We start from the raw sequence: 22,758 nt of genomic DNA, 5'->3' as shown, positions 1-22,758 counted from the left end.
TGCCCTGGCGAGGGCTGCCTCGTGCGTCGGGAATTTCATCTTCGTAAAGACGTATCAAGCAAATCAATCGGGAGAGTGCGCAGTGTCGATCGAGGTCAAGATCCCGGATATCGGTGATTTCAAGAACATCCCGATCATCGAGATCCTGGTGAAAGAGGGCGACACCATCGGGGCCGAGGACCCGATCGTCTCGCTCGAATCCGACAAGGCGACGATGGAGGTCCCCTCCCCGTCGGCCGGCGTGATCGAGAAGATCCTGGTCAAGGTCGGCGACACGGTGAGCGAGGGCAGCCCGGTCCTGCTCCTGAAGGGCGAGTCCGAGGAGAAGGCGCCGGCCGCCGCAGCCGCCGCGACCCCGAATGCCGGCGCGGCCCCCGCCGCCGACACCGCCGCCCTGATGCCGAAGCAAGAGCCCGATCCGGCCAAGCCCGCCGCTCCCCCGGTCCCGGCGCCGGCCTCCTCGGCCCCCGACTTCTCGAACGTCCATGCCAGCCCCGCCGTGCGGCGGCTCGCCCGCGAGCTCGGCGTCGACCTCAACGGCATCAAGGGCTCCGGCGAGAAGGGCCGGATCACCAAGGAGGACGTGAAGGGCTCGCTGGTGCGCTCCGCCGCCCCGGCTGCTTCCGCTGGTACCGCGGTCGCCACCGGCAGCATGGGCATCCCGGAGATCCCGGCGGTCGACTTCTCGAAGTTCGGCCCGACCGAGGTCAAGCCGCTGCCGCGGATCAAGAAGATCTCCGGCCCGCACCTGCACCGCGCCTGGCTCAACGTGCCGCTCGTCACCCATTCGGACGAGTCGGACATCACCGAGACCGACGCCTACCGCAAGGAACTCGACACCGCCGGCAAGGACAAGGGCTACCGCGTCACCCTGCTGTCGTTCCTGATCAAGGCCGCGGTCTCGGCGCTGCGCCAGCACCCGGAGTTCAACTCGTCGCTGAGCCCCGAGAAGGACGCGCTGATCCTCAAGAAGTACTACAACATCGGCGTCGCCGTCGACACGCCGGACGGCCTCGTCGTCCCGGTGGTCAAGGATGCCGACCGCAAGGGCATCGTCGAGATCAGCCAGGAACTCGGCTCGCTGTCGAAGAAGGCCCGCGACGGCAAGCTCGGCGGCGGCGACATGCAGGGCGCCACCTTCACGATCTCGTCGCTCGGCGGCATCGGCGGCACCGGCTTCACGCCGCTCGTCAACGCGCCCGAGGTCGCGATCCTGGGCGTCGTGCGCTCCAAGATGGCCCCGGTGTGGAACGGCTCCGAGTTCAAGCCGCGGCTGATGCTGCCGCTCTCGGTCTCCTACGACCACCGCGTGATCGACGGTGCGCTGGCCGCGCGCTTCACCCGCCACCTCGCCCACGTCCTCGAGGACGTCCGGCGCCTCGTCGTCTGACGAACCACGCAGCGAGGTGATCCGATGAGCAACGAAGTCCGTCTGCCGGATATCGGCGACTTCAAGAACGTCCCGGTGATCGAGGTGCTGGTCAAGGCCGGCGACACGATCGCGGTCGACGACACCATCGTCGTCCTGGAATCCGACAAGGCGACCATGGACGTCCCCTCCTCCGTGGCCGGCACGGTCAAGGAGGTGAAGATCAAGCCGGGTGACGCGGTCACGCAGGGCGACCTGCTGCTCGTGCTGGAGGGCGCCGGCGCCGGCGCCGCGCCGGCCAAGCCCGAGGTCGCCGAGAAGGCGGCCCCGGCAGCCTCCGCGGGCGGCTCGCCGCTCGCGGCAGGTGCGGGCCAGGCGGGCTACGGCTCGCCGGCCACGGCCGGCGGGACGGGGGCGTCCGCCGCGCCCGCCCCGAAGGGCGCCGCGCCGGTCTCCGGCGAGGCGATGCGGGCCGAGGTGCTGGTGCTCGGCGCCGGTCCCGGCGGCTACACGGCGGCGTTCCGCGCCGCCGATCTCGGCAAGAAGGTTGTTTTGGTCGAGCGCTGGGCGAGCCTCGGCGGGGTGTGCCTCAATGTCGGCTGCATCCCCTCGAAGGCGCTCCTCCACGCCGCCAAGGTGATCGACGAGAGCCAGGCGATGGCCTCGCACGGCATCAGCTTCGCGGCACCGCAGATCGACATCGATCAGTTGCGCAGCTGGAAGGAAGGCGTGGTCAAGCGCCTGACCGGCGGCCTCGGGGGTCTGGCCAAGCAGCGCAAGGTGACGGTGGTCACCGGCACCGCCCGCTTCGTCAGCCCGCACCAGATCGCGGTCGAGCACGAGGGCAAGACGACGGTCATCGGCTTCGACAATGCGGTGATCGCCGCCGGGTCCGAGCCGATCAAGATGCCCTTCATCCCGCACGACGACCCGCGGGTGATCGACTCGACCGGCGCGCTCGAACTCGACGGGGTGCCGAAGCGGCTCCTGGTGATCGGCGGCGGCATCATCGGCCTCGAGATGGCGACGGTCTACCACGCGCTCGGGTCCAAGGTGACCATCGTCGAGCTGATGGACCAGATCATCCCGGGCGCCGACAAGGACATCGTCACCCCGCTCTTCAAGCGGATCTCGAAGCAGTACGAGGCGATCTACCTGAAGTCCAAGGTCACCGCCGTCGAGGCGCTGCCCGAAGGCCTCAAGGTCACGTTCGAGGGCGGCTCGGCCCCGGCCACCGACACCTTCGACAAGATCCTGGTCTCGGTCGGCCGCCGTCCCAACGGCAAGCTGATCGGCGCCGAGGCGGCCGGCGTCGCGGTGGACGAGCGGGGCTTCATCCCGGTCGACAAGCAGATGCGCACCACCGCCCCGCACATCTTCGCCATCGGCGACGTGGTCGGCCAGCCGATGCTCGCCCACAAGGCGGTGCACGAGGGCAAGGTCGCGGCGGAAGCCGCCGCCGGCAAGAACTCGTTCTTCGACGCCAAGGTGATCCCGTCGGTGGCCTATACCGATCCGGAGGTGGCCTGGGTCGGCCTCTCGGAAACCGAGGCCAAGGCCAAGGGCATCAAGGTCGGCAAGGGCGTCTTCCCCTGGGCGGCGAGCGGCCGCTCGCTGTCGCTGGGCCGTGACGAGGGCCTGACCAAGGTGCTGTTCGACGAGGAATCGAACCGCATCGTCGGCTGCGGCATCGTCGGCCCCTCGGCCGGCGACCTGATCGCCGAGGCCGCGCTCGCCATCGAGATGGGGGCGGATGCCGAGGATATCGGGATGACCATCCACCCGCACCCGACCCTGTCGGAGACGGTCGGCATGGCGGCCGAGGCCTTCGAGGGCACGATCACCGACCTCTACATGCCGAAGAAGAAGGCGCATTGAGGTGACGGGCGGGGCGGAGATCGCCTCGCCCCGCCTCCAGGCTTTCTCACCGAGGACGCGCATGTCCCCCTCTCCCCGCGGGCGGGGAGAGGGTCGAGCCCCCCTTGTCGGGGGCGAGACGAGGCGGCAGCCGATGGTGAGGGGGGTCTCGACGAACGAGACTCTTCCGGAAACACCCCCTCACCCTCGCGGCGAACCTGCGGTTCGCAGCTCACTTCATCGACGACAAGGTCGATGAAGTCCTCTCCCCGCCCGCGGGGAGAGGGGAAACCTGCGCCTTCTTGAAGGTCGTCTGCGTCAGGGCGGCAAAGTCTAGCTTATCGTTCATCGCCCAGGCCGACGTAACAGCCGCGTGGTGCAACCCCGCATATCCGCGGAGATCACGACACTAACCTTGAGCGTTGCCATCCCGATCGGTGCCCTCGAACGGCACTGGCCGGGAAACGGCTCCGCGCGCCGCCATCCCACACATCAGGAGGACACCCCGTGGACGAGCAATTCGAGAAGGCCGCCCTCGACTACCACCGCTTCCCGACCCCGGGGAAGATCGCGGTGCTGCCGACCAAGGACATGAGCACGCAGCGCGACCTCGCGCTCGCCTACTCGCCGGGCGTCGCCGCGGCCTGCCTCGCCATCGAGAAGGACCCGGCCCAGGCCGCGGAACTCACGTCCCGCGGCAACCTCGTGGCGGTGATCTCGAACGGCACGGCGGTGCTCGGCCTCGGCAATATCGGCGCGCTCGCCGGCAAGCCGGTGATGGAGGGCAAGGGCTGCCTGTTTCGCAAGTTCGCCGGCATCGACGTCTTCGACATCGAGATCGACGAGACCGACCCGGACAAGCTCGTCGACATCATCGCGAGCCTGGAGCCGACCTTCGGCGGCATCAACCTCGAGGACATCAAGGCCCCCGAGTGCTTCGAGATCGAGACCCGCCTGCGTGAGCGGATGAAGATCCCGGTCTTCCACGACGATCAGCACGGCACCGCGATCATCGCCGCCGCGGCGATCCTCAACGGCCTCGAAGTGGTCGGCAAGAAGATCGGCGAGGTGCGCGTCGTCTGCTCGGGTGCGGGCGCGGCGGCCATCGCCTGCCTCAACCTGCTGGTCAGCCTCGGTCTGAACAAGGCGAACGTGCTGGTCACCGACAGCCGCGGCGTGATCTACCAGGGCCGCAACAACCTCGACGCCCAGAAGGCGCAATACGCGCAAGTCACCGAGGCGCGCACGCTCGCCGACGCGGTGCCGGGAACTGATATCTTCCTCGGCCTCTCCGCGGCCGGCGCGCTGACGCCCGAGATGGTCAAGGGCATGGCCGACAAGCCGCTGATCCTGGCCCTCGCCAATCCCGAGCCGGAGATCCGGCCGGAAGCGGCGAAGGCCGTGCGCCCCGACGCGATCATCGCCACCGGCCGGTCGGACTATCCCAACCAGGTCAACAACGTCCTGTGCTTCCCGTTCATCTTCCGCGGCGCGCTCGATGTCGGCGCGACGACGATCAACGAGGAGATGAAGCTCGCCGCGGTGCGGGCCATCGCGGAACTCGCCCGCGCCGAGCAGTCGGACGTGGTGACGGCCGCCTACGGTACGCAGGACATCGCCTTCGGGCCCGATTACCTGATCCCGCGCCCGTTCGACCCGCGGCTCATCACCAAGGTGGCGCCCGCCGTCGCGCTCGCCGCCACCGAGAGCGGCGTTGCCACGAAGCCGATGCTCGACGTCGAGGCCTATCGCCGCTCGCTGGAGAGCCGCGTCTACACCTCCGGCACGGTGATGCAGCCGGTCTTCGCCGCGGCGACCGAGGCCGGGCGCACCCGCATCGCCTATGCCGAGGGCGAGGACGACCGGGTGCTGCGCGCCGCCCAGGTGGTGGTCGACGAGGGGATCGCCCGTCCGGTCCTGGTCGGCCGCCGCGAGATCATCGCCGACAAGATTAAGGCGCTGGGTCTTCGCATCGAGGTCGGCCGCGACGTCGACGTGCAGGATCTCGACGACGAGGTTTTCCAGGCCGAGGCGACCGAGGGCTACTACGCCCTGCGCAAGCGCCACGGGCTGTCGCGCGGCGTGGCGCTCGCCGAGACGCGGCGCAACCCGACCGTGATCGGGGCGATGCTGCTGCATCTCGGCAAGGTCCAGGGGCTGCTCTGCGGCGGCACCGGCTCCTATCACAGCCACCTGCGCCACGTGCGGGAGGTGATCGGCCTGGCGCCGAAGGTGCGGGCGCTGGCCGCCATGAGCCTGCTCCAGCTGCCGCGCCACACCCTGTTCATCTGCGACCCCTACATCCATCTCGATCCGGCCTCGGACGAGCTCGCCGACATGACTCTGCTCGCCGCGGCCGAGATGCGCCGCTTCGGCCAGACCCCGCGGGTCGCGCTCGTCTCGCATTCGAGCTTCGGCACCGCCCGCAACCCCTCCGCCTCCAAGATGCGCGAGGCCCTGCGGCTGATCACCGAGCGCGAGCCCGATCTCGAGGTCGAGGGCGAGATGCAGGCCGACGCGGCGCTGAGCCGGCCGCTGATGGAGCGGGTGTTTCCGGACTCGCGCCTCACCGGGGAAGCCAACCTCCTGGTGATGCCGAACCTGGACGCCGCCAACATCACCCTCAACGCCCTCAAGGTGGTGGCGGGCCAGGGCATCAGCGTCGGGCCGATCCTGCTGGGTGCGGCCGCCCCGGTCCACATCCTCACCCACACCACCACCGTGCGCGGCATCGTCAACATGACGGCGGTGACGGCGGTAGCCGCCGCCGCACGGGCGGGCTGACCGAGACGACGGCCGCCGGGCGACGCCCCGGCGGCCGATCGCCGACGACCCGCCGCGGGTCCGGCCTCCGGCGACGGCCTCTCCCGCGCCGGAGGACCGCTCGGACGATGAATATTGCGGCAGCAGGACGCAGATTCTCCCTTTCTTAAGGGCATCCGTGTCATTTCGACTTCCGAGAGGAAATCGATCATGAGCCTTGCCCGAAAGTTCGTTGGCTTGTGTGCCGCCAGTTTCGTGTCGACCACTCTGCTGGCCGGCGCATTTATTCTCTACAAACAGTCAAACGAACGCGTGAAAGCGGCGCAGGACACGCGCCTGTCCTCCATTCTCCTGGCGACCGAGCTGCGGCAGACCTCGGACGACCTGACCCGGCTGGGACGCACCTACGTCGTCACCGGCAATCCGAGCTTCAAGCGGCAATATCAGGACGTCGTCGACATCCGGGCCGGCCGCAAGGCCCGGCCGGTCGAGTATCACCGCATCTACTGGGACTTCGTGGCCGCCGGCGACGCCAAGCCCCGCCCCGACGGCGAGACCGTGGCGGTGAGCACGCTGATGAAGCGCGTCGGCGTGACGCCGGAGGAAGAGGCGAAGCTGGCGGAATCGGTCCGCAACTCCAACGAGCTCGTCAGCGTCGAGAACGAGGCGATGGGGCTCGTCGACGGCAAGGGCCAGTCCGGGGTGGCGGAGCGGGATCGCGACCGGGCGATCCAGCTCGTCCACTCGGACGCCTACCACGCGGCCAAGGCCAAGATCATGAAGCCGCTCGACGACTTCTACGTCATGCTGGACACCCGGACCAGGCAGGCGGTGGTGGAGAACGAGGAGCGGGCGAGCCTCGCCTTCCTGGTCGTCCTCGGCATGCTGGCGGTCACCGCGGGGTCGGTCCTGGCGCTCGCCTGGTTCGCCTACGAGGCCCTGGTGCGGGGCTATGCCTCGGTGGGGACCGCGATGGGCCGGATCGCGGCCGGCGACTACGCGGCCGAGGTCCCGGGGACGCAGCGGCGCGACGAGGTCGGCGACATGGCCCGCAGCCTGGAATCCTTCAAGACCAACCTCGCGACCGATCTCGAGGCGCGCCACGCCCGGGAGAGCGAGGAGCGCCGGGTCGCCCGCCGGGCGCAGACCGCGTCCCTCGCCGATGCCTTCGAGGAGGCGGTGGGCGGCATCGCCCGGACGGTGGCGACCTCGGCGACCGAGCTGCAGGCCAGCGCGCAAGGCTTGTCGCGGCTCGCCGACGGCACGGCGGAGCGCTCCAGCGCGGTGACCCAGGCGGCGCAGGAAGCCTCCGTCAACGTCGCCACCGTGGCGGCGGCGGCCCAGCAGCTCAGCACCTCGGTCGGCGAGATCGCCCGCCAGGTCTCGGGCTCGGCCGCCCTCGCCAAGGAGAGCGTGGCCGAGGCGGCGCAGACCGCCGAGCTGGTGCGGACCCTGAGCCAGGCGGCGACGCGGGTCGGCGACGTGGTGGCGATGATCAACGGCATCGCCGGCCAGACCAACCTTCTGGCGCTCAACGCCACGATCGAGGCGGCCCGGGCCGGCGAGGCGGGCCGCGGCTTCGCGGTCGTCGCGGCGGAGGTCAAGCAGCTCGCCACCCAGACCGCCAAGGCCACCGAGGAGATCTCGGCGCAGATCGGCGGCATCCAGGGCGCGACCCGGGAGGCCGTCGAGGCGATCGGCACGATCGCCGGCCGGATCGGGACCCTGAGCGACATCTCGACCACGATCGCGGCGGCGGTCGAGGAGCAGGGCGTGGCGACGCAGGAGATCGTCCGCAACATCAGCCATGCCGCCGCCGGCACCGGCGCGGTCACGACGACGATCCAGGGTGTCGCCGACGCGGCCGGCCAGACCGGCGGCGAAGCCGGCCGGATGCTCACCGTCGCCTCCTCGGTCTCGCGGGAGGCCGAGCATCTCAGCACCGAGGTCACGCGCTTTCTCTCCCGCATCCGCGCCGCCTGAGCGCCCTCCCCGCCGGACGGCACGGGCCGCGATCTCCCTGCGGGATCGCGGCCCGTTCGCGTTCCGAGCCCTGAACGTCCGCCCCCGCTTGACCAACCGGCCGGTCGGTCAATAATGGGCGCCAACGAACAGGAGGGACGCCATGCGGCTGGAGAGCTACGTCCAGGGACGCTGGATCGCGCCGGGGGGAGACTGGACCGGCATCCGCAGCGCCGTGACCGGCGCCGTGGTGGCGGAGGTCGCGGGCGGCGGGCTGGCGATGGGCGAGGTGCTGGACCATGCCCGCCGGGTCGGTGGTCCTGCCCTGCACCGTCTCACCTTCCACCAGCGCGCCGAGATGCTGAAGCGGCTCGCCGCCTATCTCAACGAGCGCCGCGACGGGCTCTACGCCCTCTCGCACCAGACCGGGGCGACCCGCACCGACAACCTGATCGACATCGACGGCGGCATCGGCACCCTGTTCGTCTACGCCTCGAAGGGGCGGCGGGAACTGCCGAACGAGACCTTCCTGATCGACGGGGCGGTGGAGCCGCTGTCGCGCGGCGGCAGCTTCGTCGGTCGCCACGTGATGACGCCGCGCCACGGCTGCGCCGTCCACATCAACGCCTTCAACTTCCCGTGCTGGGGCCTGCTCGAAAAGCTCGCCCCCGCGATCCTCGCCGGCATGCCGGTGGTGACGAAGCCCGCCACGATCACGGCTTACGTCGCCCATGCCCTGGTGCGGCTGATCGCCGAATCCGGCATCCTGCCCGCAGGCGCGCTGCAATGCGTGGTCGGCCCGACCGGCGACCTGCTCGATCACCTCACCGGCCAGGACGTGGTGTCGTTCACCGGCTCGGCCGAGACGGCGCAGCGGCTCCAGCGCCATCCGGTGATCGCCCGCGAGGCGGTGCATTTCGTGGCCGAGCGCGATTCGCTCAACGCCGCGATCCTCGCCCCCGATGCCGGGCCGGGCAGCCCGGAATTCGACCTCTACATCAAGGAGGTCGCCAAGGAGATGACCGTCAAGGCCGGGCAGAAATGCACGGCGATCCGCCGGGCGCTGGCACCGCGCGAGCATGTCCCGGCGGTGATCGAGGCCCTGAGCCGGCGCCTCGCCGGGGTCAAGATCGGCGATCCCGCCCGCGAGGACGTCCGGATGGGGCCGGTGGTGGGCCTCGCGCAGCGCCGCGACGTGCTCGCCCGGGTCGAGGCCCTGCGGGCGGAGGCCGAGCTGGTCTTCGGCGATCCCGCCCGTCTCGCGGTCGAGGGGGCGGATGCCGAGGCCGGCGCCTTCCTGCCGCCGCTGCTCCTGCACTGTGCCGATCCGCTCCGGGCGCGCCAGGTGCACAGCCTCGAAGCCTTCGGCCCGGTCTGCACCGTGATGGGCTATGACGGGCTCGACGAGGCGGCGACCCTCGCCAATCGCGGCGAAGGGAGCCTCGTCGCCTCGCTCTACACCCACGATCCGGCAGCGGCCGCGGACCTCGTCTTCGGCATCGGCGCCTATCACGGCCGGCTCGTCGTCCTCGACCGCGACTGCGCCAGGGAGCAGACCGGCCACGGCTCGCCGATGCCGCACATGACCCATGGCGGCCCCGGCCGGGCCGGCGGCGGCGAGGAGCTCGGCGGCGTGCGGGCGCTGCACCACTACCTGCAGCGCACCGCCCTCCAGGGCTCGCCCGCGATGCTGAGCCGGATCACCGGAAGCTGGATCAAGGGCGCGCCGGAGGACATCCGCCCCGAGCATCCGTTCCGCTGCCACTTCGAGGACCTGGAGATCGGCCGCAGCTTCCACTCCGCCGAGCGGGTGATCACGCTCGAGGACATCGAGCATTTCGCCGAATTCACCGGCGACACCTTCTACGCCCATATGAGCGAGGAGGCGACGAAGGGCCATCCGTTCTTCCCCGGCCGCGTCGCCCACGGCTACCTGCTCCTGTCCTTCGCCGCCGGCCTGTTCGTCGATCCCGATCCGGGCCCGGTCCTGGCCAATTACGGGCTCGATTCCTTGCGCTTCCTCAAGCCGCTCCAGCCCGGCGAGGCGATCCGGGTGCGGCTCACCGCCAAGGAGAAATCGCCCCGCAACCCGCAATACGGCGAGGTACGCTGGGACGTGGAGATCCGGACGGCGGCGGGGGAAACGGCGGCAACCTACGAGTTGCTGACGATGAACGCGATGCGGGGGTCGTGAGCGGGGTGCCTGAACCCCTCCCCTCCGCGCAGAGCTGTCCGGGGAAACGAAGGGGCGGGGGTTTCACTTCTCTCCGGGGCGGGACGAGGATGTCCCGCGCCTTTTCCCGTTTCCCGGACAACCCTGCCGTAGAGCAAAATTGATCTGGGTAGGTCTCACCCGAACCGCCCCGCCCGCAAAGCCGCCACATCCACCCCGGGCCGACGCCCCGCCAGCAGATCGGCCACGATCCGCCCCGTCCCGGCGCTCTGCGTCAGGCCGAGATGGCCGTGGCCGAAGGCGTAGATCACGCGTGGCGTCGCCCGCGACGGGCCGATCACCGGCAGGCTGTCGGGGAGCGAGGGGCGAAAGCCCATCCACTGCCGGCCGCCCTCGGTGCGCAGGCCCGGCAGGAAGGCGGCGGCCTTCTTCAGCATCGCGTCGGCGCGGGCGAAGTTGGGCGGTCGGTGCAGGCCGCCAAACTCGACGGCGCCGCCGACCCGGACCCCCGTGGCGAGCGGCGTCACCACGAAGCCGTGGCCGCCGAAGGTGAGCTGGCGGCGCAGATCGAAGGCGCCGGGCGGCAGCGTGGTGTTGTAGCCGCGCTCGGTGTCGAGCGGCACCCGGTCGCCGAGGCGGCGCGCCAGATCCCGCGACCAGGCCCCGGCGGCGAGGACGCAGGCCTCGACGGTGAGTGACGTGCCGTCGGCCAGCGTCAGGCGCACGCCCTCGCCCGCAGGCGCGATGTCCCGCACCTCGCCTGTCGTGAGCGCGGCGCCCTTCGCCATCACGTCGGCGTGGAGCGCCAGGGCGAAACGGTACGGATCGTCCACCGTCATCCAGTGGGGCGTGAAGGTGCCGGCCACGAACCGCGGCGACAGGCCGGGCTGCAACTCGGCGAGGCGGGCGCCGCGGACATGTTCGAAGGCGATGCCCTCCCGTTCCCGCACCGCCCAGCCGGGCGCGGAGGCGGCGAGTTCCGCCTCGCTCTCGTAGAGTTCGAGATTGCCGTCATGGCGCAGCCGTCCAGTCAGGCCGGCAGCGTCCACCATCGCCGCCATGGCGTCCGCGGCGAGCCGCATCAGGCCGGACTGGACTTTTGTCGCGTGCCGGTGCCGGTCGGGCAGGCTGGCGCGCCAGAAGCGCACGAGCCAGGGCGCGATCCGCGGCAGGTAGGCGGGCGGCAGCGCCAGGGGCCCGAGGGGATCGCGCATCCAGCGCGGCGCCTTGCGCAGGATGCCCGGCGAGGCGAGCGGCAGCACGTCCGTGAAGGCGAGCGCCCCGGCATTGCCGAGGCTCGCCCCCTCGGCGATGCCGCCGCGCTCGATGAGCCGCACCCGCCGGCCCTCGGCCAGCAGGTGGTGGGCGGTGGCGAGGCCGACGATGCCGGCTCCGACGATGACGACCTCGCGGGCCAAGCCCCTTACGCCGCCCGCTTCAGGGCGGGGCGGCGCTCCAGGGCGGTGCGCACGATCGCCTCGACGGCGGCCCGGCGCTCGCCCGAGAGCGGCTTTCTCGGCATGCGGAGATGCTCGGTCGAGCCGATCGCCAGCGCCTCGGCGAGCTTGATGTTCTGGACCAGGAAGGTCGAGACGTCGAGGTCGAGGAGCGGGCGGAACCAGCGGTAGATCTCGAGCGCCTCCGCGATCCGCCCTGCCTTCATCAGCCGGTAGATCGCCACGGTCTCCTCGGGGAAGGCGACGACGAGGCCCGCGACCCAGCCGACCGCGCCGACGCTCAGCGCCTCGAAGGCGAGGTTGTCGACGCCGGTCAGCACCGCGAAGCGGTCACCTAAATGGTTGATGATCTCGGTGGTGCGGCGGATGTCGTCGGAGGATTCCTTGATGGCGACGAAGCGCGCATCCGCGGCCAGCCGCTCCATGATCGGCACCGTCACGTCGACCCGGTAGGCGACGCGGTTCGAGTAGATCATCACCGGCAGATCGCCGGCGGCGGCGACCGCGCTCAGGGTGGCGACGGTCTCGTCCGCGTCGGTGTGGTAGATCGGGCTCGGCACCACCATCAGGCCCGACGCGCCGGCCTTGGCGGCCCGGGCCGCCAGCGCGCAGGCCTCGCGGGTGCCGGCCTCGGAGATCGTGAGCAGCACCGGCTTGGGGCCCGCCACCGACCGGGCGGTCTTCAGCACCGCGAGCCGCTCGTCGGGCGACAGCATCGGCCCCTCGCCGAGCGAGCCGCAGACGATGATCCCGTCGCAGCCGGCCTGCATCTGGAGCGCGAAGCAGCGCTCCATCTCGGCGTGATCGAGATCACCGTCGGGGGTGAACTTGGTGGTGACGGCGGGAAGGACGCCTGTCCACATGGGTGTGTTTCCTCTCCGGGCTCATCGGGCCGCATGATCCGCCACGGATCGCGCGACCGCGGCGCCACGCACAGGACACCGGCCCTCCGTGGCTCTTGGTTCGCAGATTGTATAAAATATGCGCGCGGATCAAGCCGGGGATGCGGCCGAGCGGCGATAAATCTCCACCAGCGACCGCCCGGCATGCTCGACGTGGATCCGCAGGAGATTCGCCGCCGCGACGATCTCGCCGGCCTCGCACAGGTCGAGGATGGTGGTGTGCTCCATGTCGGCGCGGGCGACGTCGCCGGTGACGGAGAGCTGGAGCCGGGTCGGGCGGTCGCAATCCTGGAGCAGGCCGGCGATGATCGCGAGCGAGCGCGGCCGTCCGGCATGGCGCAGCAGGCCGAGATGGAAGCGCCGGTTCAGCTCGCCCCAGGTCTCGACCGTGCCGGCCTTGAGTGCGGCACCGTACTCGTCGCGCAGGGCGCGCAGCTCGGAAAAGTCCTGTGGCGTGAGGTGGCGGGCCGAGAGGATCAGCAATTGCGGCTCGAGGGAGACGCGGAGCTGGAAGATGTCCTCGACCTCCTCGATCGAGAGGCCCGACACGACCGCACCGCGATGCGGCACGATCTTGACGAGGCCGCCGGCCTCCAGTTGCAGCAGCGCCTCGCGGATCGGGATCCGGCTGATGCCGAATTCCTCGGCCAGCGCGTCCTGGCGCAGCTGGACGCCCGGCGCCAGGGCGCCCGAGAGGATGCGCTGCCGCAGGGCCTCGGCCACCGCCGCCGAGACGGTCCGGTGTCCGAGGCCCCCGGCGACGGATCGGGCTCCGCGTGCGCGCTCCGTCACGGCCATGTTCTCCACTCCAACCCTGTCACCCGACCCAATATTGTATACGATCAGACCCTGGCAAGACGCTCAGAAGGTCGGCGGCGTGCAGGCGCTCACGACCTCGCACGGGGTCGGGCCGACGCAGCGGAAGCGGTGCGGCCGCCGGCTCGAGAAGTAGTAGGCGTCGCCGGGGCCCAGCACCCGGCGCTCGTCGTCCACCGTCACCTCGAGCCGCCCCGAGAGCACGATGCCGCCTTCCTCGCCGTCATGGACCAGCGGCACGCGGCCGGTATCGGCGCCGGGCTCGTAGCGCTCCTTCAGGAGCTGCAGGGCGCGGCCGAACAGGCTGTCGCCGACCTGCCGGTAGGAGATCCGCCCCTTGCCGATCTCGACCAGTTCCTCGCTGGCGTAGAACGCCTTCTCGGTCCGCTCCGGGGTCAGCGAGAAGAACTCGGCGAGCCCGATCGGCACCGCGTCGAGGATGCGCTTGAGGGCGCCGACCGACGGGTTGGTCTGGCCCGATTCGATCAGCGAGATCGTCGAGTTCACCACCCCGGCGCGCTTGGCGAGCGCCCGCTGCGACAGGCCGTGCAGGGTGCGGACGTGGCGCAGGCGCGCGCCCACCTCGTCGTTGGTCACGCCGGCTCCCTGTTGAGGCTGTTGCGGATCGCGCAACACTCTAGCTCGCGGGCCTGCGGTGGCAAAGGGTTGGCATGCGGCAGAAAAGGACTTGTTGGCCTCCCCGGAACGGTCTTGTCTGGCGGCGACCGCGCCCCACAGAGCCCCGTCGAGGACCAGAGCCATGAACGCCCATCCGCCGCGCCTCAACCGCCCGAGCCTCGACGCCTACTGGATGCCGTTCACGGCCAACCGCCAGTTCAAGGCGGCGCCGCGCCTCCTCGTGGCGGCCGAGGGCATGCACTACACGGCGGATGACGGCCGCACCGTCCTCGACGGCACCGCCGGCCTGTGGTGCGTCAATGCCGGCCACGGCCGCCGCCGCATCGCGGAAGCCGTCGAGCGCCAGCTCTCGACCCTCGACTACGCGCCCTCGTTCCAGATGGGCCACCCGATCGCCTTCGAGTTCGCCGAGCGCCTGGCCGCCATCGCGCCGGGCGGCACGCTCGACCGGGTGTTCTTCACCGGCTCGGGCTCGGAATCGGTCGACACCGCGCTCAAGATCGCGCTCGCCTACCAGCGCGCCATCGGCCAGGGCACCCGGACCCGGGTGATCGGGCGCGAGCGCGGCTATCACGGCGTCGGCTTCGGCGGCATCTCGGTCGGCGGGCTCGTCAACAACCGCCGGATGTTCCCGCTCCTGCCGGGCGTCGACCACCTGCGCCACACCCACGATCTGTCTCGCAACGCCTTCGTGCAGGGCCAGCCCGAGCACGGCGCGGACCTCGCCGACGACCTCGAGCGGCTGGTGGCGCTCCACGGCGCCGAGACCATCGCCGCCGTCATCGTCGAGCCGGTGGCGGGCTCGACCGGCGTGCTGGTACCGCCGAAGGGCTATCTCGAGCGCCTGCGCGCGATCGCCACGAAGCACGGCATCCTGCTGATCTTCGACGAGGTGATCACCGGGTTCGGCCGCCTGGGCGCGCCCTTCGCCACCGATTATTTCGGCGTGACGCCGGACCTCATCACCACCGCCAAGGGGCTGACCAACGGCACGATCCCGATGGGCGCGGTCTTCGCGACCCGCGCGGTCCACGACGCGCTGATGCACGGGCCGGAGGGCGCGATCGAGCTCTTCCACGGCTACACCTATTCGGGCCACCCGGTCGCCTGCGCGGCCGGCCTCGCGACCCTGGAGATCTACGCGGAGGAGGACCTCCTCACCCGCACGACGCAGGTCCAGGCGCAGTGGCACGCGGCGATGCATGCCCTGCGCGACTGCCCGAACGTGATCGACATCCGCACCATCGGCCTCATCGCCGGCATCGAGCTGGAGCCGCGGGCGGGCAAGCCGGGCGCGCGGGCCTACGACGTCTTCACCGATTGCTTCGAGAAGGGCCTGCTCATCCGCGTCACCGGCGACATCATCGCCCTGTCGCCGCCGCTGATCGCGGAGCCCGAGCACATCGACACCATGGCGTCGATGCTGGGCGAGGCCCTGCGCCGGGCGGCGTAAGCATCCATCCAGCCGGACATCGACAGCCTCCTCGTCGGTGGAAGCGGTGCCGCGAGCGCCTCGTCTCCCACACGGCAACCTCATCCTGAGGTGTCGGTCCATCAATGATGGACCGACCTCGAAGGAGACCTCCGGAAGTCTCGCGATCCCTGGAGCCCTCCTTCGAGGTTCGTCGATCTGCGATCGACCAACACCTCAGGATGAGATCGTGGATGGGGCGAGGCATGCCGCGCGGATCAAAGCATCGAAATTCTCGTCATCCCCGCATACGGACCAGCAAAGACACCATGCACACCATCGGACACTTCGTCGGCGGCAGCCAGACTCCCGGCCGCTCGGGCCGCACCGCGCCGGTCTTCAACCCGGCCACCGGCGAGCAGACGGGCACCGTGGCGCTGGCCAGCGCCGACGAGGTCGGGGCCGCGGTGGCGGCCGCCCGCGCCGCCTTCCCGGCCTGGGCCGCCACGCCGCCGCTGCGCCGCGCCCGCATCCTCAACAAGTTCCTGCGCTTCCTGGAGGAGCGCACCGACGAGCTCGCCGCGGTGATCACCGCCGAGCACGGCAAGGTGCTGTCCGACGCCAAGGGCGAGATCCAGCGCGGCATGGAGGTGGTCGAGTTCGCCACCGGCGCGCCCCAGCTCCTCAAGGGCGAGATCACCGAGAATGTCGGCACCCGCGTCGACAGCAGCGCGATCCGCCAGCCGCTCGGGATCGTGGCCGGCATCACGCCGTTCAACTTCCCCGCCATGGTGCCGATGTGGATGTTCCCCGTCGCGCTCGCCTGCGGCAACTGCTTCGTGCTCAAGCCCTCCGAGCGCGACCCCTCCGCCGCCCTGGTGATGGCCGAGTGGCTGAAGGAGGCGGGGCTCCCCGACGGCGTGTTCTCGGTGGTGCAGGGCGACAAGGAGGCGGTGGACGCCCTCCTGCACCATCCCGACGTCTCCGCGGTGTCCTTCGTCGGCTCGACCCCGATCGCCAAGTACATCTACGAGACCGCGGCGCGGACGGGCAAGCGCGCCCAGTGCCTCGGCGGGGCCAAGAACCACATGGTGGTGATGCCCGATGCCGACATGGACCAGGCCGTCGACGCCCTGATGGGCGCGGCCTACGGCTCGGCCGGCGAGCGCTGCATGGCGATCTCGGTGGCGGTGCCGATCGGCGAGGACACCGCCGACCGGCTGATGGAGAAGCTGGTCCCGAAGGTCCGCGCGCTGAAGGTCGGTCCCGGCACCGACCCGGAGGCCGAGATGGGCCCGCTCGTCACCGCTCAAGCCCGCGACAAGGTGAAGGGCTACATCGACCGTGGCGTTACTGAGGGCGCCGAGCTGGTGGTCGACGGCCGGACCCTGAGCCTGCAGGGCTACGAGAACGGCTACTTCGTCGGCGGCACGCTGTTCGACCGGGTGACGCCCGAGATGACGATCTACAAGGAGGAGATCTTCGGGCCGGTCCTCGCCGTCGCCCGCGCCCCCGACTACGAGACCGCGGCGCGGATGATCAACGAGCACGAGTTCGGCAACGGCACGGCGATCTTCACCCGCGACGGCGACGCGGCGCGGGAATTCGCCCACCAGATCCAGGTCGGGATGGTCGGCATCAACGTGCCGATCCCGGTGCCGATGGCGTTCCACTCCTTCGGCGGCTGGAAGGCGTCGCTGTTCGGCGACCACCACATGCACGGCCCGGAGGGCGTGCGGTTCTACACCCGGCTCAAGACCATCACGACCCGCTGGCCCACCGGCATCCGCGCCGGCGCCGAGTTCGTGATGCCGACGATGAAGTGAGAACCGGCGCCCCTTTCCGCTTGGGGAAGGGGCGTCCCGCCGGCGGATCCGGGTAACCGGGCCCCATCGGCACCGGGCGAGGCCGGACGCAGAAAAAAGGCCGCCTCTTGCGAGGCGGCCCGAAGTCAAGGGAGGAAACGCCCAAGAAGGGCAGCACCGCGGCGACGCCATCGCCGCTGTGCGTGAAATCGTTTTCACATTTTGCACCGCACAAGGCAAGCGCCGAGGTGACGTGTCAGCCATGCGCCCGCTACATGCCGGGCGCCGCGCCTGAGGCCCGGCGGCGTCTCTGCCCCAGCACCGCCAGCGTCGGCTCGGCGGCGAGCAGGGTGCGGGTGTAGTCTTCGCGGGGATGGTCCAGAACCTCCCGCACGGTTCCGGTCTCGACCAGCCGCCCCGCCTGCATCACCCCGACCCGGTCGGCGATCTCGTCGACGACGCCGATATTGTGGGTGATGAACAGGACCGTCAGCCCGTGCCGGTCGCGCAAGCTCAGGATCAGGCGCAGGATCTGGGCCTGGATCGACAGGTCGAGGGCCGAGACGGCCTCGTCGGCGACGACGAGCTTCGGGTTGGTGATGAGCGCCCGGGCGATGGCGATGCGCTGGCGCTGGCCGCCGGAGAATTCGTGAGGGTAGCGCTCGGCGGCTTGTGCCGGCAGCCCGACATCCTCCAGCGCCCGGGCGACCAGGGCGGCGCGATCGCGGCCCCTCGGAGCATCGTCGAGGAGGTGGAGCGGCTCGGCGACGATGCGGCCGACGGAGTGGCGCGGGTTGAGCGAGCCGTAGGGGTCCTGAAACACCATCTGGAAGTCGCGGCGCTTGCGCGCCAGCGCCTTCGGCGACAGGGCGAACAGGTCGTCGCCGCCGAGCCGCACCGTGCCGCCGGTCGGCCGGTCGAGGGCCATGACGATACGGGCGAGGGTGGACTTGCCGCAGCCCGACTCGCCCACCACCGCGAAGATGCTGCCGGGGGCGACGTCGAGGCTGACGCCGTCGACGGCGCGCAGGGACCGGATGGTGCCGCCGGCCCCGCGCAGGGCGTAGTCGCGGCGGAGGTTGTCGATCGAGAGAAGCGGCGCGGTCACCGGGCGCCTCCTGCGGCGAGAGGAGCCTCCTCGCCGAGGCCCGCCCGGGCCCGGCGCGGCAGGGCGGCGATCAGGTCGCGCGTGTAGGGCGCGCTCGGGCGGCGCAGGACCGATTCGGTCGGCCCCGCTTCGACGGCGCGGCCGCGGCACATCACCAGCGTGCGGTCGGTGCTGCGGGCGATCACCCCGAGGTCGTGGCTGATCAGGATCAGCGACAGGCCGAGATCGGCCACCAGCTCGTCGAGGATGTCGAGGATGTCCTTCTGCACCGTCACGTCGAGCGCCGTCGTCGGCTCGTCGGCGATGAGCAGGTCGGGCTTCAGCGCCAGCGCGATCGCGATGCCGACGCGCTGGCGCTGGCCGCCCGACATCTCGTGGGGGTAGCTGTCGATGCGCCGCGCGGGATCGGGGATCCGCACCCGGTCGAGGAGGCGTAAGGATTCCGCCCGCGCCTCGGCCCGGCCGGTGCCGCGGTGGAGCCGGATCCCTTCGGCGATCTGCTCGCCCGCCGTCATGGCGGGGTTCAACGCCGTCATCGGCTCCTGGAAGATCATGCCGATGCGCCGGCCGCGCAGGGAGCACAGCTCGCGCTCGCCCATCGTGAGGATATTTTTGCCCTCGAGCAGGATCTCGCCGGAGGTGCGGGCGCTCTTGGGCAGGAGCCCGATGGTGGCGAGCGACAGCATCGACTTGCCGGAGCCCGATTCGCCGACGATGCCGAGGCTCTCGCCGCGACCGACCTCGACCGAGACGTCGTCGACGACGCGGGCCTCGCCCCCGGGCCGCGGGAAGGCGATGGAGAGGTTTCGGATCGCGAGCATCAGGAGGCCTGCCGGCGGCGCGGGTCGAGGCGGGCGGCGAGCCCGTCGCCCAGGAGGTTGAGGCCGAGCACCGCGGCCGCGATGGCGAGGCCCGGGGCGAGCGCCAGGTGGGGCGCCTGGAGGAGGTAGGTCTGCGATTCCGCCAGCATCCGCCCCCAGGTCGGGGCCGGCGGCGGCAGGCCGAGCCCCAGGAAGCTCAGACCCGCCTCGGTCAGGATCGCCATGGCGAGCTGGATCGTGACCTGGACGATGACCTGGGCCGAGATGTTGGGCAGCACGTGCTCGAGCGTGATCCGGGCCGTGCCCTTGCCGGCCATGCGGGCGGCCATGATGTATTCCCGCGCCCAGATCTGCATCGCCGCACCGCGGGTGACCCGGGCGAAGACGGGGATCATGAAGAACCCGATGGCCACGATGGCGGTGAGCGCCCCGGGGCCGAGCAGCGCGCCGAGCATGATCGCCGACAGGATCGGCGGCAGGGCGAACAGTGCGTCGCAGATCCGCATCAGCACCGCGTCGAGCGTGTGGTTCGCCGCTGCCGCGACGCCAGCGAGCGTGCCGAGCACGGCGCCGACGGCGACCGCAGCGAAGGCGGTGGTGAGCGAGTTGAAGGCGCCGCGCATCAGCATCGAGGCGACGTCGCGCCCGAGCTGGTCGGTGCCCAACAACCCCGAGACCAGCGGCCCCTTGAGCTTCTGCAGGATGCGCATCCGGGTCGGGTCCGCCGGGGTCCAGACCAGGGAGGTGAGCGCGATGGCGATGAGAAGGGCCGTCAGGATGCCGCCGACGAGGAGCGGGACGCTGCCGGGGCGCCACCCGCGCCGCATCTTCAAGGCGAGAGCCGTCATGCGCGCCTCCTCAAGCGGGGATCGACCACGGTGTAGAGCAGGTCGACCCCGAGATTGACCACGATGACGATGGTGGCGAACACCATCACGACGTTCTGGATCACGATCAGGTCGCGCTGGGAGAGGGCCTGCCAGGCGAGCCGGCCCATGCCCGGCAGGGTGAACACGTTCTCGACCAGGACCGCGCCGCCGATCAGGAACGAGATCTGCAGCCCCAGCATGGTGATGACCGGCACGAGCGCGTTCGGCACCGCGTGGCGCCAGAGCGCGCGGGAGACCGAGGCGCCCTTGGCCCGGGCGGTGCGGACGAAATCCTCGTTCATCACCTCGACCACCGAGGCCCGCGTCACCCGGGTCAGCACCGCCGATTGCGGGATGGCGAGCGCGAGAGCCGGCAGCAGCAGGGCGCGGAACGCCGCCGCGGGGTCGTCCCAGCCCGGGAAGCCTCCGGCCGGCAGCCAGCCGAGGCCGAGCGCCACCACCATGATGAGCAGGAGCCCGATCCAGAAATTCGGCACCGCGATGCCGGCCTGGGCGTAGAGGGTGGCGGCCCCGTCCGCCACGCCGCCGGGCCGCGCCGCCGCGGTGACGCCGAGGGGCAGGGCGATGCCGACGGCCATGAGCACCGCGAGCCCGGTGAGCGGCAGGGTCACCGCCAGGCGCTCCCGGATCAGCGCGCCCACCGGCACGCCGTAGGTGGTGGACGTCCCCATGTCGCCGACGAGGAGCCCGCCGAGCCAGCGCAGGTAGCGGAGATAGGCCGGCGCATCGAGGCCCATCTGGGCGCGGAGTGCGGCCAGCGTTTCGGGCGTCGCCGAGGTGCCGAGCATCGCCGAGGCCGGGTCCCCGGGCACGATCTCCATCATGCAGAACACGAGGATCGAGATCAGCAGGAACGTGACCGCGAAGCCGGCGGCGCGGCGGAGGAAGTGCCTCAGCATGGGGTGAACTCAAGCATCGGGAGCGCTTTGTTGTGACCGAACTGTGTCATCGAATGTGAAGGCGAGGAACGCCAACCCCGACGCATGAGACGCGGGTTTCCCCCTCTCCCCGCGGGCGGGGAGAGGGCTGCGTCTCCGTTCAGGAGATGCAGCGAGCCCGTAGGGCGAGGGTGAGGGGGTCTCGACGAGTGAGACTCCTCCGGAGACACCCCCTCACCTTCGGCTGCCGCCTCGCTCCGTCGACCACAAGGTCGCCGAAGCCCTCTCCCCGCCCGCGGGGAGAGGGGATGCGCACATCCCCCGGCGAACCCCGCACGCGACAGAAGCCGCCCCCTACTCCGTCCACCGCACCTCGGTCAGGTCGTTCGACGGCACCGGCTCGTTCTTCCAGAACCCCGTCAGCTTGGCCCGCCACACGCTGAGCTTCGGCAGCACGAACAGGAACAGGGCCGGCACGTCCTCGGCGAGGATCTCTTGCGCCTCGCCGTAGAGCTTGAGGCGCGCCGCCTCGTCGGTCGCCTGCGCGGCCTTCGACACCACGTCGTTGAAGGCCGGGTTCTTGTAGCCGAAGTAATACGGGTCGTTGGCGTAGATCGCGATATCCATCGGCTCGGAATGGGCAATCACCGTCATGTCGAACTTGCGGTCGCGCATCACCTCCTGCACCCACTTCGCCGGGAACTCGGTCGGGACGATGGTCATCGTGACCCCGACCTCGGCGAACATCGCCTGGAGGATTTCCGCCGTGCGGGTGGCATAGGCCATCTGCGGCGACTTCAAGCTGAAGGTCAGGCCCTTGGCGTAGCCGGCCTCGGCCAGCAGCGCCTTCGCCTTCTTGGAGTCGTAGGGGTAGACGCCCGTCAGGTCCTTGTAGCCCAGGTCGTTGGGCGTGTAGTGGCTGCCGATCGGTGTGCCGTAGCCCGAATAGGCGCCCTCGATCAGGAGCTTGCGGTCCACCGCCATCATCAGCGCCTGGCGCACGCGCTTGTCGCTGAAGGGCTTCTCGGCGTTGTTCATGCCGGCCACGACCTTCGCCTCGGTCAGGCCCGGCTCGGCGATGAAGGCCTTGTCCTTCTGGAACGCCCCGTAGAGCTCTGGCGCCGGCAGCAGCGGATAGGCGTCGACGTCGCCGGCGCGGAGCGCCGCCGCGGCGGCCTGGGGATCGCCGATGAAGCGGAAGGTCACCTTGTCGAGATGGACCGGGCGGGCCTTGTCCCAATAATCGGGGTTGCGCGTCAGCTCGACCCGGTCGCCCTTGCGCCACGAGGCGAAGCGGAACGGCCCGGTGCCGACCGGATGGCTCTTCAGCCCGTCGCGCGATTTCGGCTCGACCATCACCGCCGCCGGCTGGCCGAGCCAGAACAGCAGGTTGCCGGAGGGCTTCGACAGGGTGAGGACCAGGGTCTGCGGGTCCGGCGCCTTCACGTCGGCGATGACCGCGTAGAGCGCCTTCTGCGGGTTGACCGAGCCCGGCGCCCGGATCGCGTCGAGGCTGAACTTCGCCGTCTCGGCGGTGAAGGGCTCGCCGTTGTGGAACGTCGCGCCCTGCTGGAGCGCGAAGGTGTAGGTCAGGCCGTCGGGCGAGACGGTCCAGCTCTTGGCGAGCTGCGGCTGCACCTTGCCGTCGCGGTCGATCCGGGTCAGCCCCTGGAACACGTTCTGCCACACCACCTGGCCGATCACCGTGGGGGCGGCGCTGGTCGGATCGAGGCCCGGGGGCTCGACCGGCATGCCGACGACGAGGTCGGTGCGCGGCACGGCCTCGGCGCGCCCCGGAAGCCCCAGCATCGCGACCGCCAGGGCGGCCCCGGCGGCGGCACCGGCCAGAAGGCGGCGGCGCGGGCGGGAGAAGCGCGTGCGTGTGACCATGGAACCCCTCGTTGGCG

At 70.7% G+C, this 22,758-nt stretch carries 16 protein-coding genes; 7 read left to right on the top strand and 9 right to left on the bottom strand.

The window, feature by feature from the left end:
• Positions 1 to 37 precede the first annotated feature (37 nt).
• The 5 genes from aceF to paaZ all read left to right on the top strand — a co-directional run bounded on the left by aceF (position 38) and on the right by paaZ (position 10,145).
• Positions 38 to 1,390, top strand: coding sequence for a dihydrolipoyllysine-residue acetyltransferase (gene aceF, locus QR78_RS07890; RefSeq protein ID WP_082172116.1), 1,353 nt, complete (start codon positions 38 to 40; stop codon positions 1,388 to 1,390).
• Positions 1,391 to 1,414: 24 nt separating this feature from the next.
• The gene (lpdA, locus tag QR78_RS07885; RefSeq protein ID WP_048426947.1) at positions 1,415 to 3,247 is read left to right on the top strand and encodes a dihydrolipoyl dehydrogenase; all 1,833 of its coding nucleotides are present in this window, start codon (positions 1,415 to 1,417) and stop codon (positions 3,245 to 3,247) included.
• A 486-nt stretch (positions 3,248 to 3,733) separates the two neighbouring features.
• Positions 3,734 to 6,010, top strand: coding sequence for an NADP-dependent malic enzyme (locus QR78_RS07880; protein ID WP_048426946.1), 2,277 nt, complete (start codon positions 3,734 to 3,736; stop codon positions 6,008 to 6,010).
• A 189-nt stretch (positions 6,011 to 6,199) separates the two neighbouring features.
• Positions 6,200 to 7,972, top strand: coding sequence for a HAMP domain-containing methyl-accepting chemotaxis protein (locus tag QR78_RS07875; protein WP_048426945.1), 1,773 nt, complete (start codon positions 6,200 to 6,202; stop codon positions 7,970 to 7,972).
• A gap of 142 nt (positions 7,973 to 8,114) precedes the next feature.
• A complete protein-coding gene (paaZ, locus tag QR78_RS07870; RefSeq protein WP_048426944.1) occupies positions 8,115 to 10,145 on the top strand; it encodes a phenylacetic acid degradation bifunctional protein PaaZ in 2,031 nt (676 codons plus the stop codon).
• 155 nt (positions 10,146 to 10,300) lie between these two features.
• Here paaZ and QR78_RS07865 read toward each other — a convergent pair whose 3' ends face one another.
• The 4 genes from QR78_RS07865 to QR78_RS07850 all read right to left on the bottom strand — a co-directional run bounded on the left by QR78_RS07865 (position 10,301) and on the right by QR78_RS07850 (position 13,896).
• Positions 10,301 to 11,542, bottom strand: coding sequence for an NAD(P)/FAD-dependent oxidoreductase (locus QR78_RS07865; RefSeq protein WP_048426943.1), 1,242 nt, complete (start codon positions 11,540 to 11,542; stop codon positions 10,301 to 10,303).
• A 5-nt stretch (positions 11,543 to 11,547) separates the two neighbouring features.
• A complete protein-coding gene (locus QR78_RS07860) occupies positions 11,548 to 12,444 on the bottom strand; it encodes a dihydrodipicolinate synthase family protein (RefSeq protein WP_048426942.1) in 897 nt (298 codons plus the stop codon).
• A 129-nt stretch (positions 12,445 to 12,573) separates the two neighbouring features.
• Positions 12,574 to 13,275 carry a GntR family transcriptional regulator gene (locus tag QR78_RS07855; protein WP_244276485.1) on the bottom strand — a complete coding sequence of 234 codons (702 nt, stop codon included), beginning with the start codon at positions 13,273 to 13,275 and terminating at the stop codon, positions 12,574 to 12,576.
• Positions 13,276 to 13,344: 69 nt separating this feature from the next.
• Positions 13,345 to 13,896 (bottom strand): cupin domain-containing protein, encoded by a 552-nt coding sequence (locus QR78_RS07850; RefSeq protein ID WP_048426940.1) that lies wholly within the window; start codon positions 13,894 to 13,896, stop codon positions 13,345 to 13,347.
• Between the two features lie 163 nt (positions 13,897 to 14,059).
• Here QR78_RS07850 and aptA point away from each other — a divergent pair, with 163 nt between their 5' ends.
• Together aptA and QR78_RS07840 are read left to right on the top strand one after the other, a co-directional pair.
• A complete protein-coding gene (gene aptA, locus QR78_RS07845) occupies positions 14,060 to 15,391 on the top strand; it encodes an omega-aminotransferase AptA (protein ID WP_048426939.1) in 1,332 nt (443 codons plus the stop codon).
• Positions 15,392 to 15,678: 287 nt separating this feature from the next.
• Positions 15,679 to 17,175, top strand: a complete 1,497-nt coding sequence (locus QR78_RS07840; RefSeq protein ID WP_048426938.1) for a CoA-acylating methylmalonate-semialdehyde dehydrogenase — start codon at positions 15,679 to 15,681, stop codon at positions 17,173 to 17,175.
• Between the two features lie 250 nt (positions 17,176 to 17,425).
• On the opposite strand, the gene QR78_RS07835 is transcribed toward QR78_RS07840, so the two are convergent.
• The 5 genes from QR78_RS07835 to QR78_RS07815 all read right to left on the bottom strand — a co-directional run bounded on the left by QR78_RS07835 (position 17,426) and on the right by QR78_RS07815 (position 22,741).
• The gene (locus tag QR78_RS07835) at positions 17,426 to 18,262 is read right to left on the bottom strand and encodes an ATP-binding cassette domain-containing protein (protein WP_048426937.1); all 837 of its coding nucleotides are present in this window, start codon (positions 18,260 to 18,262) and stop codon (positions 17,426 to 17,428) included.
• Positions 18,259 to 19,083: an ATP-binding cassette domain-containing protein gene (locus QR78_RS07830; RefSeq protein WP_179945840.1), complete on the bottom strand. Its 825-nt coding sequence runs from the start codon at positions 19,081 to 19,083 to the stop codon at positions 18,259 to 18,261. Before QR78_RS07830 ends, QR78_RS07835 begins: the two co-directional genes overlap by 4 nt.
• Entirely contained in the window at positions 19,083 to 19,931 is an 849-nt protein-coding gene (locus QR78_RS07825) for an ABC transporter permease (protein ID WP_202972706.1), read from the bottom strand. Before QR78_RS07825 ends, QR78_RS07830 begins: the two co-directional genes overlap by 1 nt.
• Positions 19,928 to 20,872 carry an ABC transporter permease gene (locus tag QR78_RS07820; protein ID WP_048426936.1) on the bottom strand — a complete coding sequence of 315 codons (945 nt, stop codon included), beginning with the start codon at positions 20,870 to 20,872 and terminating at the stop codon, positions 19,928 to 19,930. Before QR78_RS07820 ends, QR78_RS07825 begins: the two co-directional genes overlap by 4 nt.
• Positions 20,873 to 21,205: 333 nt before the next feature.
• Positions 21,206 to 22,741, bottom strand: coding sequence for an ABC transporter substrate-binding protein (locus tag QR78_RS07815; protein ID WP_048426935.1), 1,536 nt, complete (start codon positions 22,739 to 22,741; stop codon positions 21,206 to 21,208).
• Positions 22,742 to 22,758 lie beyond the last annotated feature (17 nt).

Origin of the sequence: Methylobacterium indicum, from assembly GCF_001043895.1 — a bacterium.
GTDB lineage: Bacteria > Pseudomonadota > Alphaproteobacteria > Rhizobiales > Beijerinckiaceae > Methylobacterium > Methylobacterium indicum.
Note: the sequence above shows the minus strand (reverse complement) of the source record. Positions and strands in the feature narration are given on the sequence as shown.

Bases quoted from the DNA above. Each gene is read 5' to 3' on its own strand.
- lpdA (WP_048426947.1), top strand. From the start codon at position 1,415: ATGAGCAACGAAGTCCGTCTGCCGGATATCGGCGACTTCAAGAACGTC.
- QR78_RS07875 (WP_048426945.1), top strand. From the start codon at position 6,200: ATGAGCCTTGCCCGAAAGTTCGTTGGCTTGTGTGCCGCCAGTTTCGTG.
- paaZ (WP_048426944.1), top strand. From the start codon at position 8,115: ATGCGGCTGGAGAGCTACGTCCAGGGACGCTGGATCGCGCCGGGGGGA.
- QR78_RS07860 (WP_048426942.1), bottom strand. From the start codon at position 12,444: ATGTGGACAGGCGTCCTTCCCGCCGTCACCACCAAGTTCACCCCCGAC.
- aptA (WP_048426939.1), top strand. From the start codon at position 14,060: ATGAACGCCCATCCGCCGCGCCTCAACCGCCCGAGCCTCGACGCCTAC.
- QR78_RS07840 (WP_048426938.1), top strand. From the start codon at position 15,679: ATGCACACCATCGGACACTTCGTCGGCGGCAGCCAGACTCCCGGCCGC.
- QR78_RS07830 (WP_179945840.1), bottom strand. From the start codon at position 19,083: ATGCTCGCGATCCGAAACCTCTCCATCGCCTTCCCGCGGCCCGGGGGC.
- QR78_RS07825 (WP_202972706.1), bottom strand. From the start codon at position 19,931: ATGACGGCTCTCGCCTTGAAGATGCGGCGCGGGTGGCGCCCCGGCAGC.
- QR78_RS07820 (WP_048426936.1), bottom strand. From the start codon at position 20,872: ATGCTGAGGCACTTCCTCCGCCGCGCCGCCGGCTTCGCGGTCACGTTC.
- QR78_RS07815 (WP_048426935.1), bottom strand. From the start codon at position 22,741: ATGGTCACACGCACGCGCTTCTCCCGCCCGCGCCGCCGCCTTCTGGCC.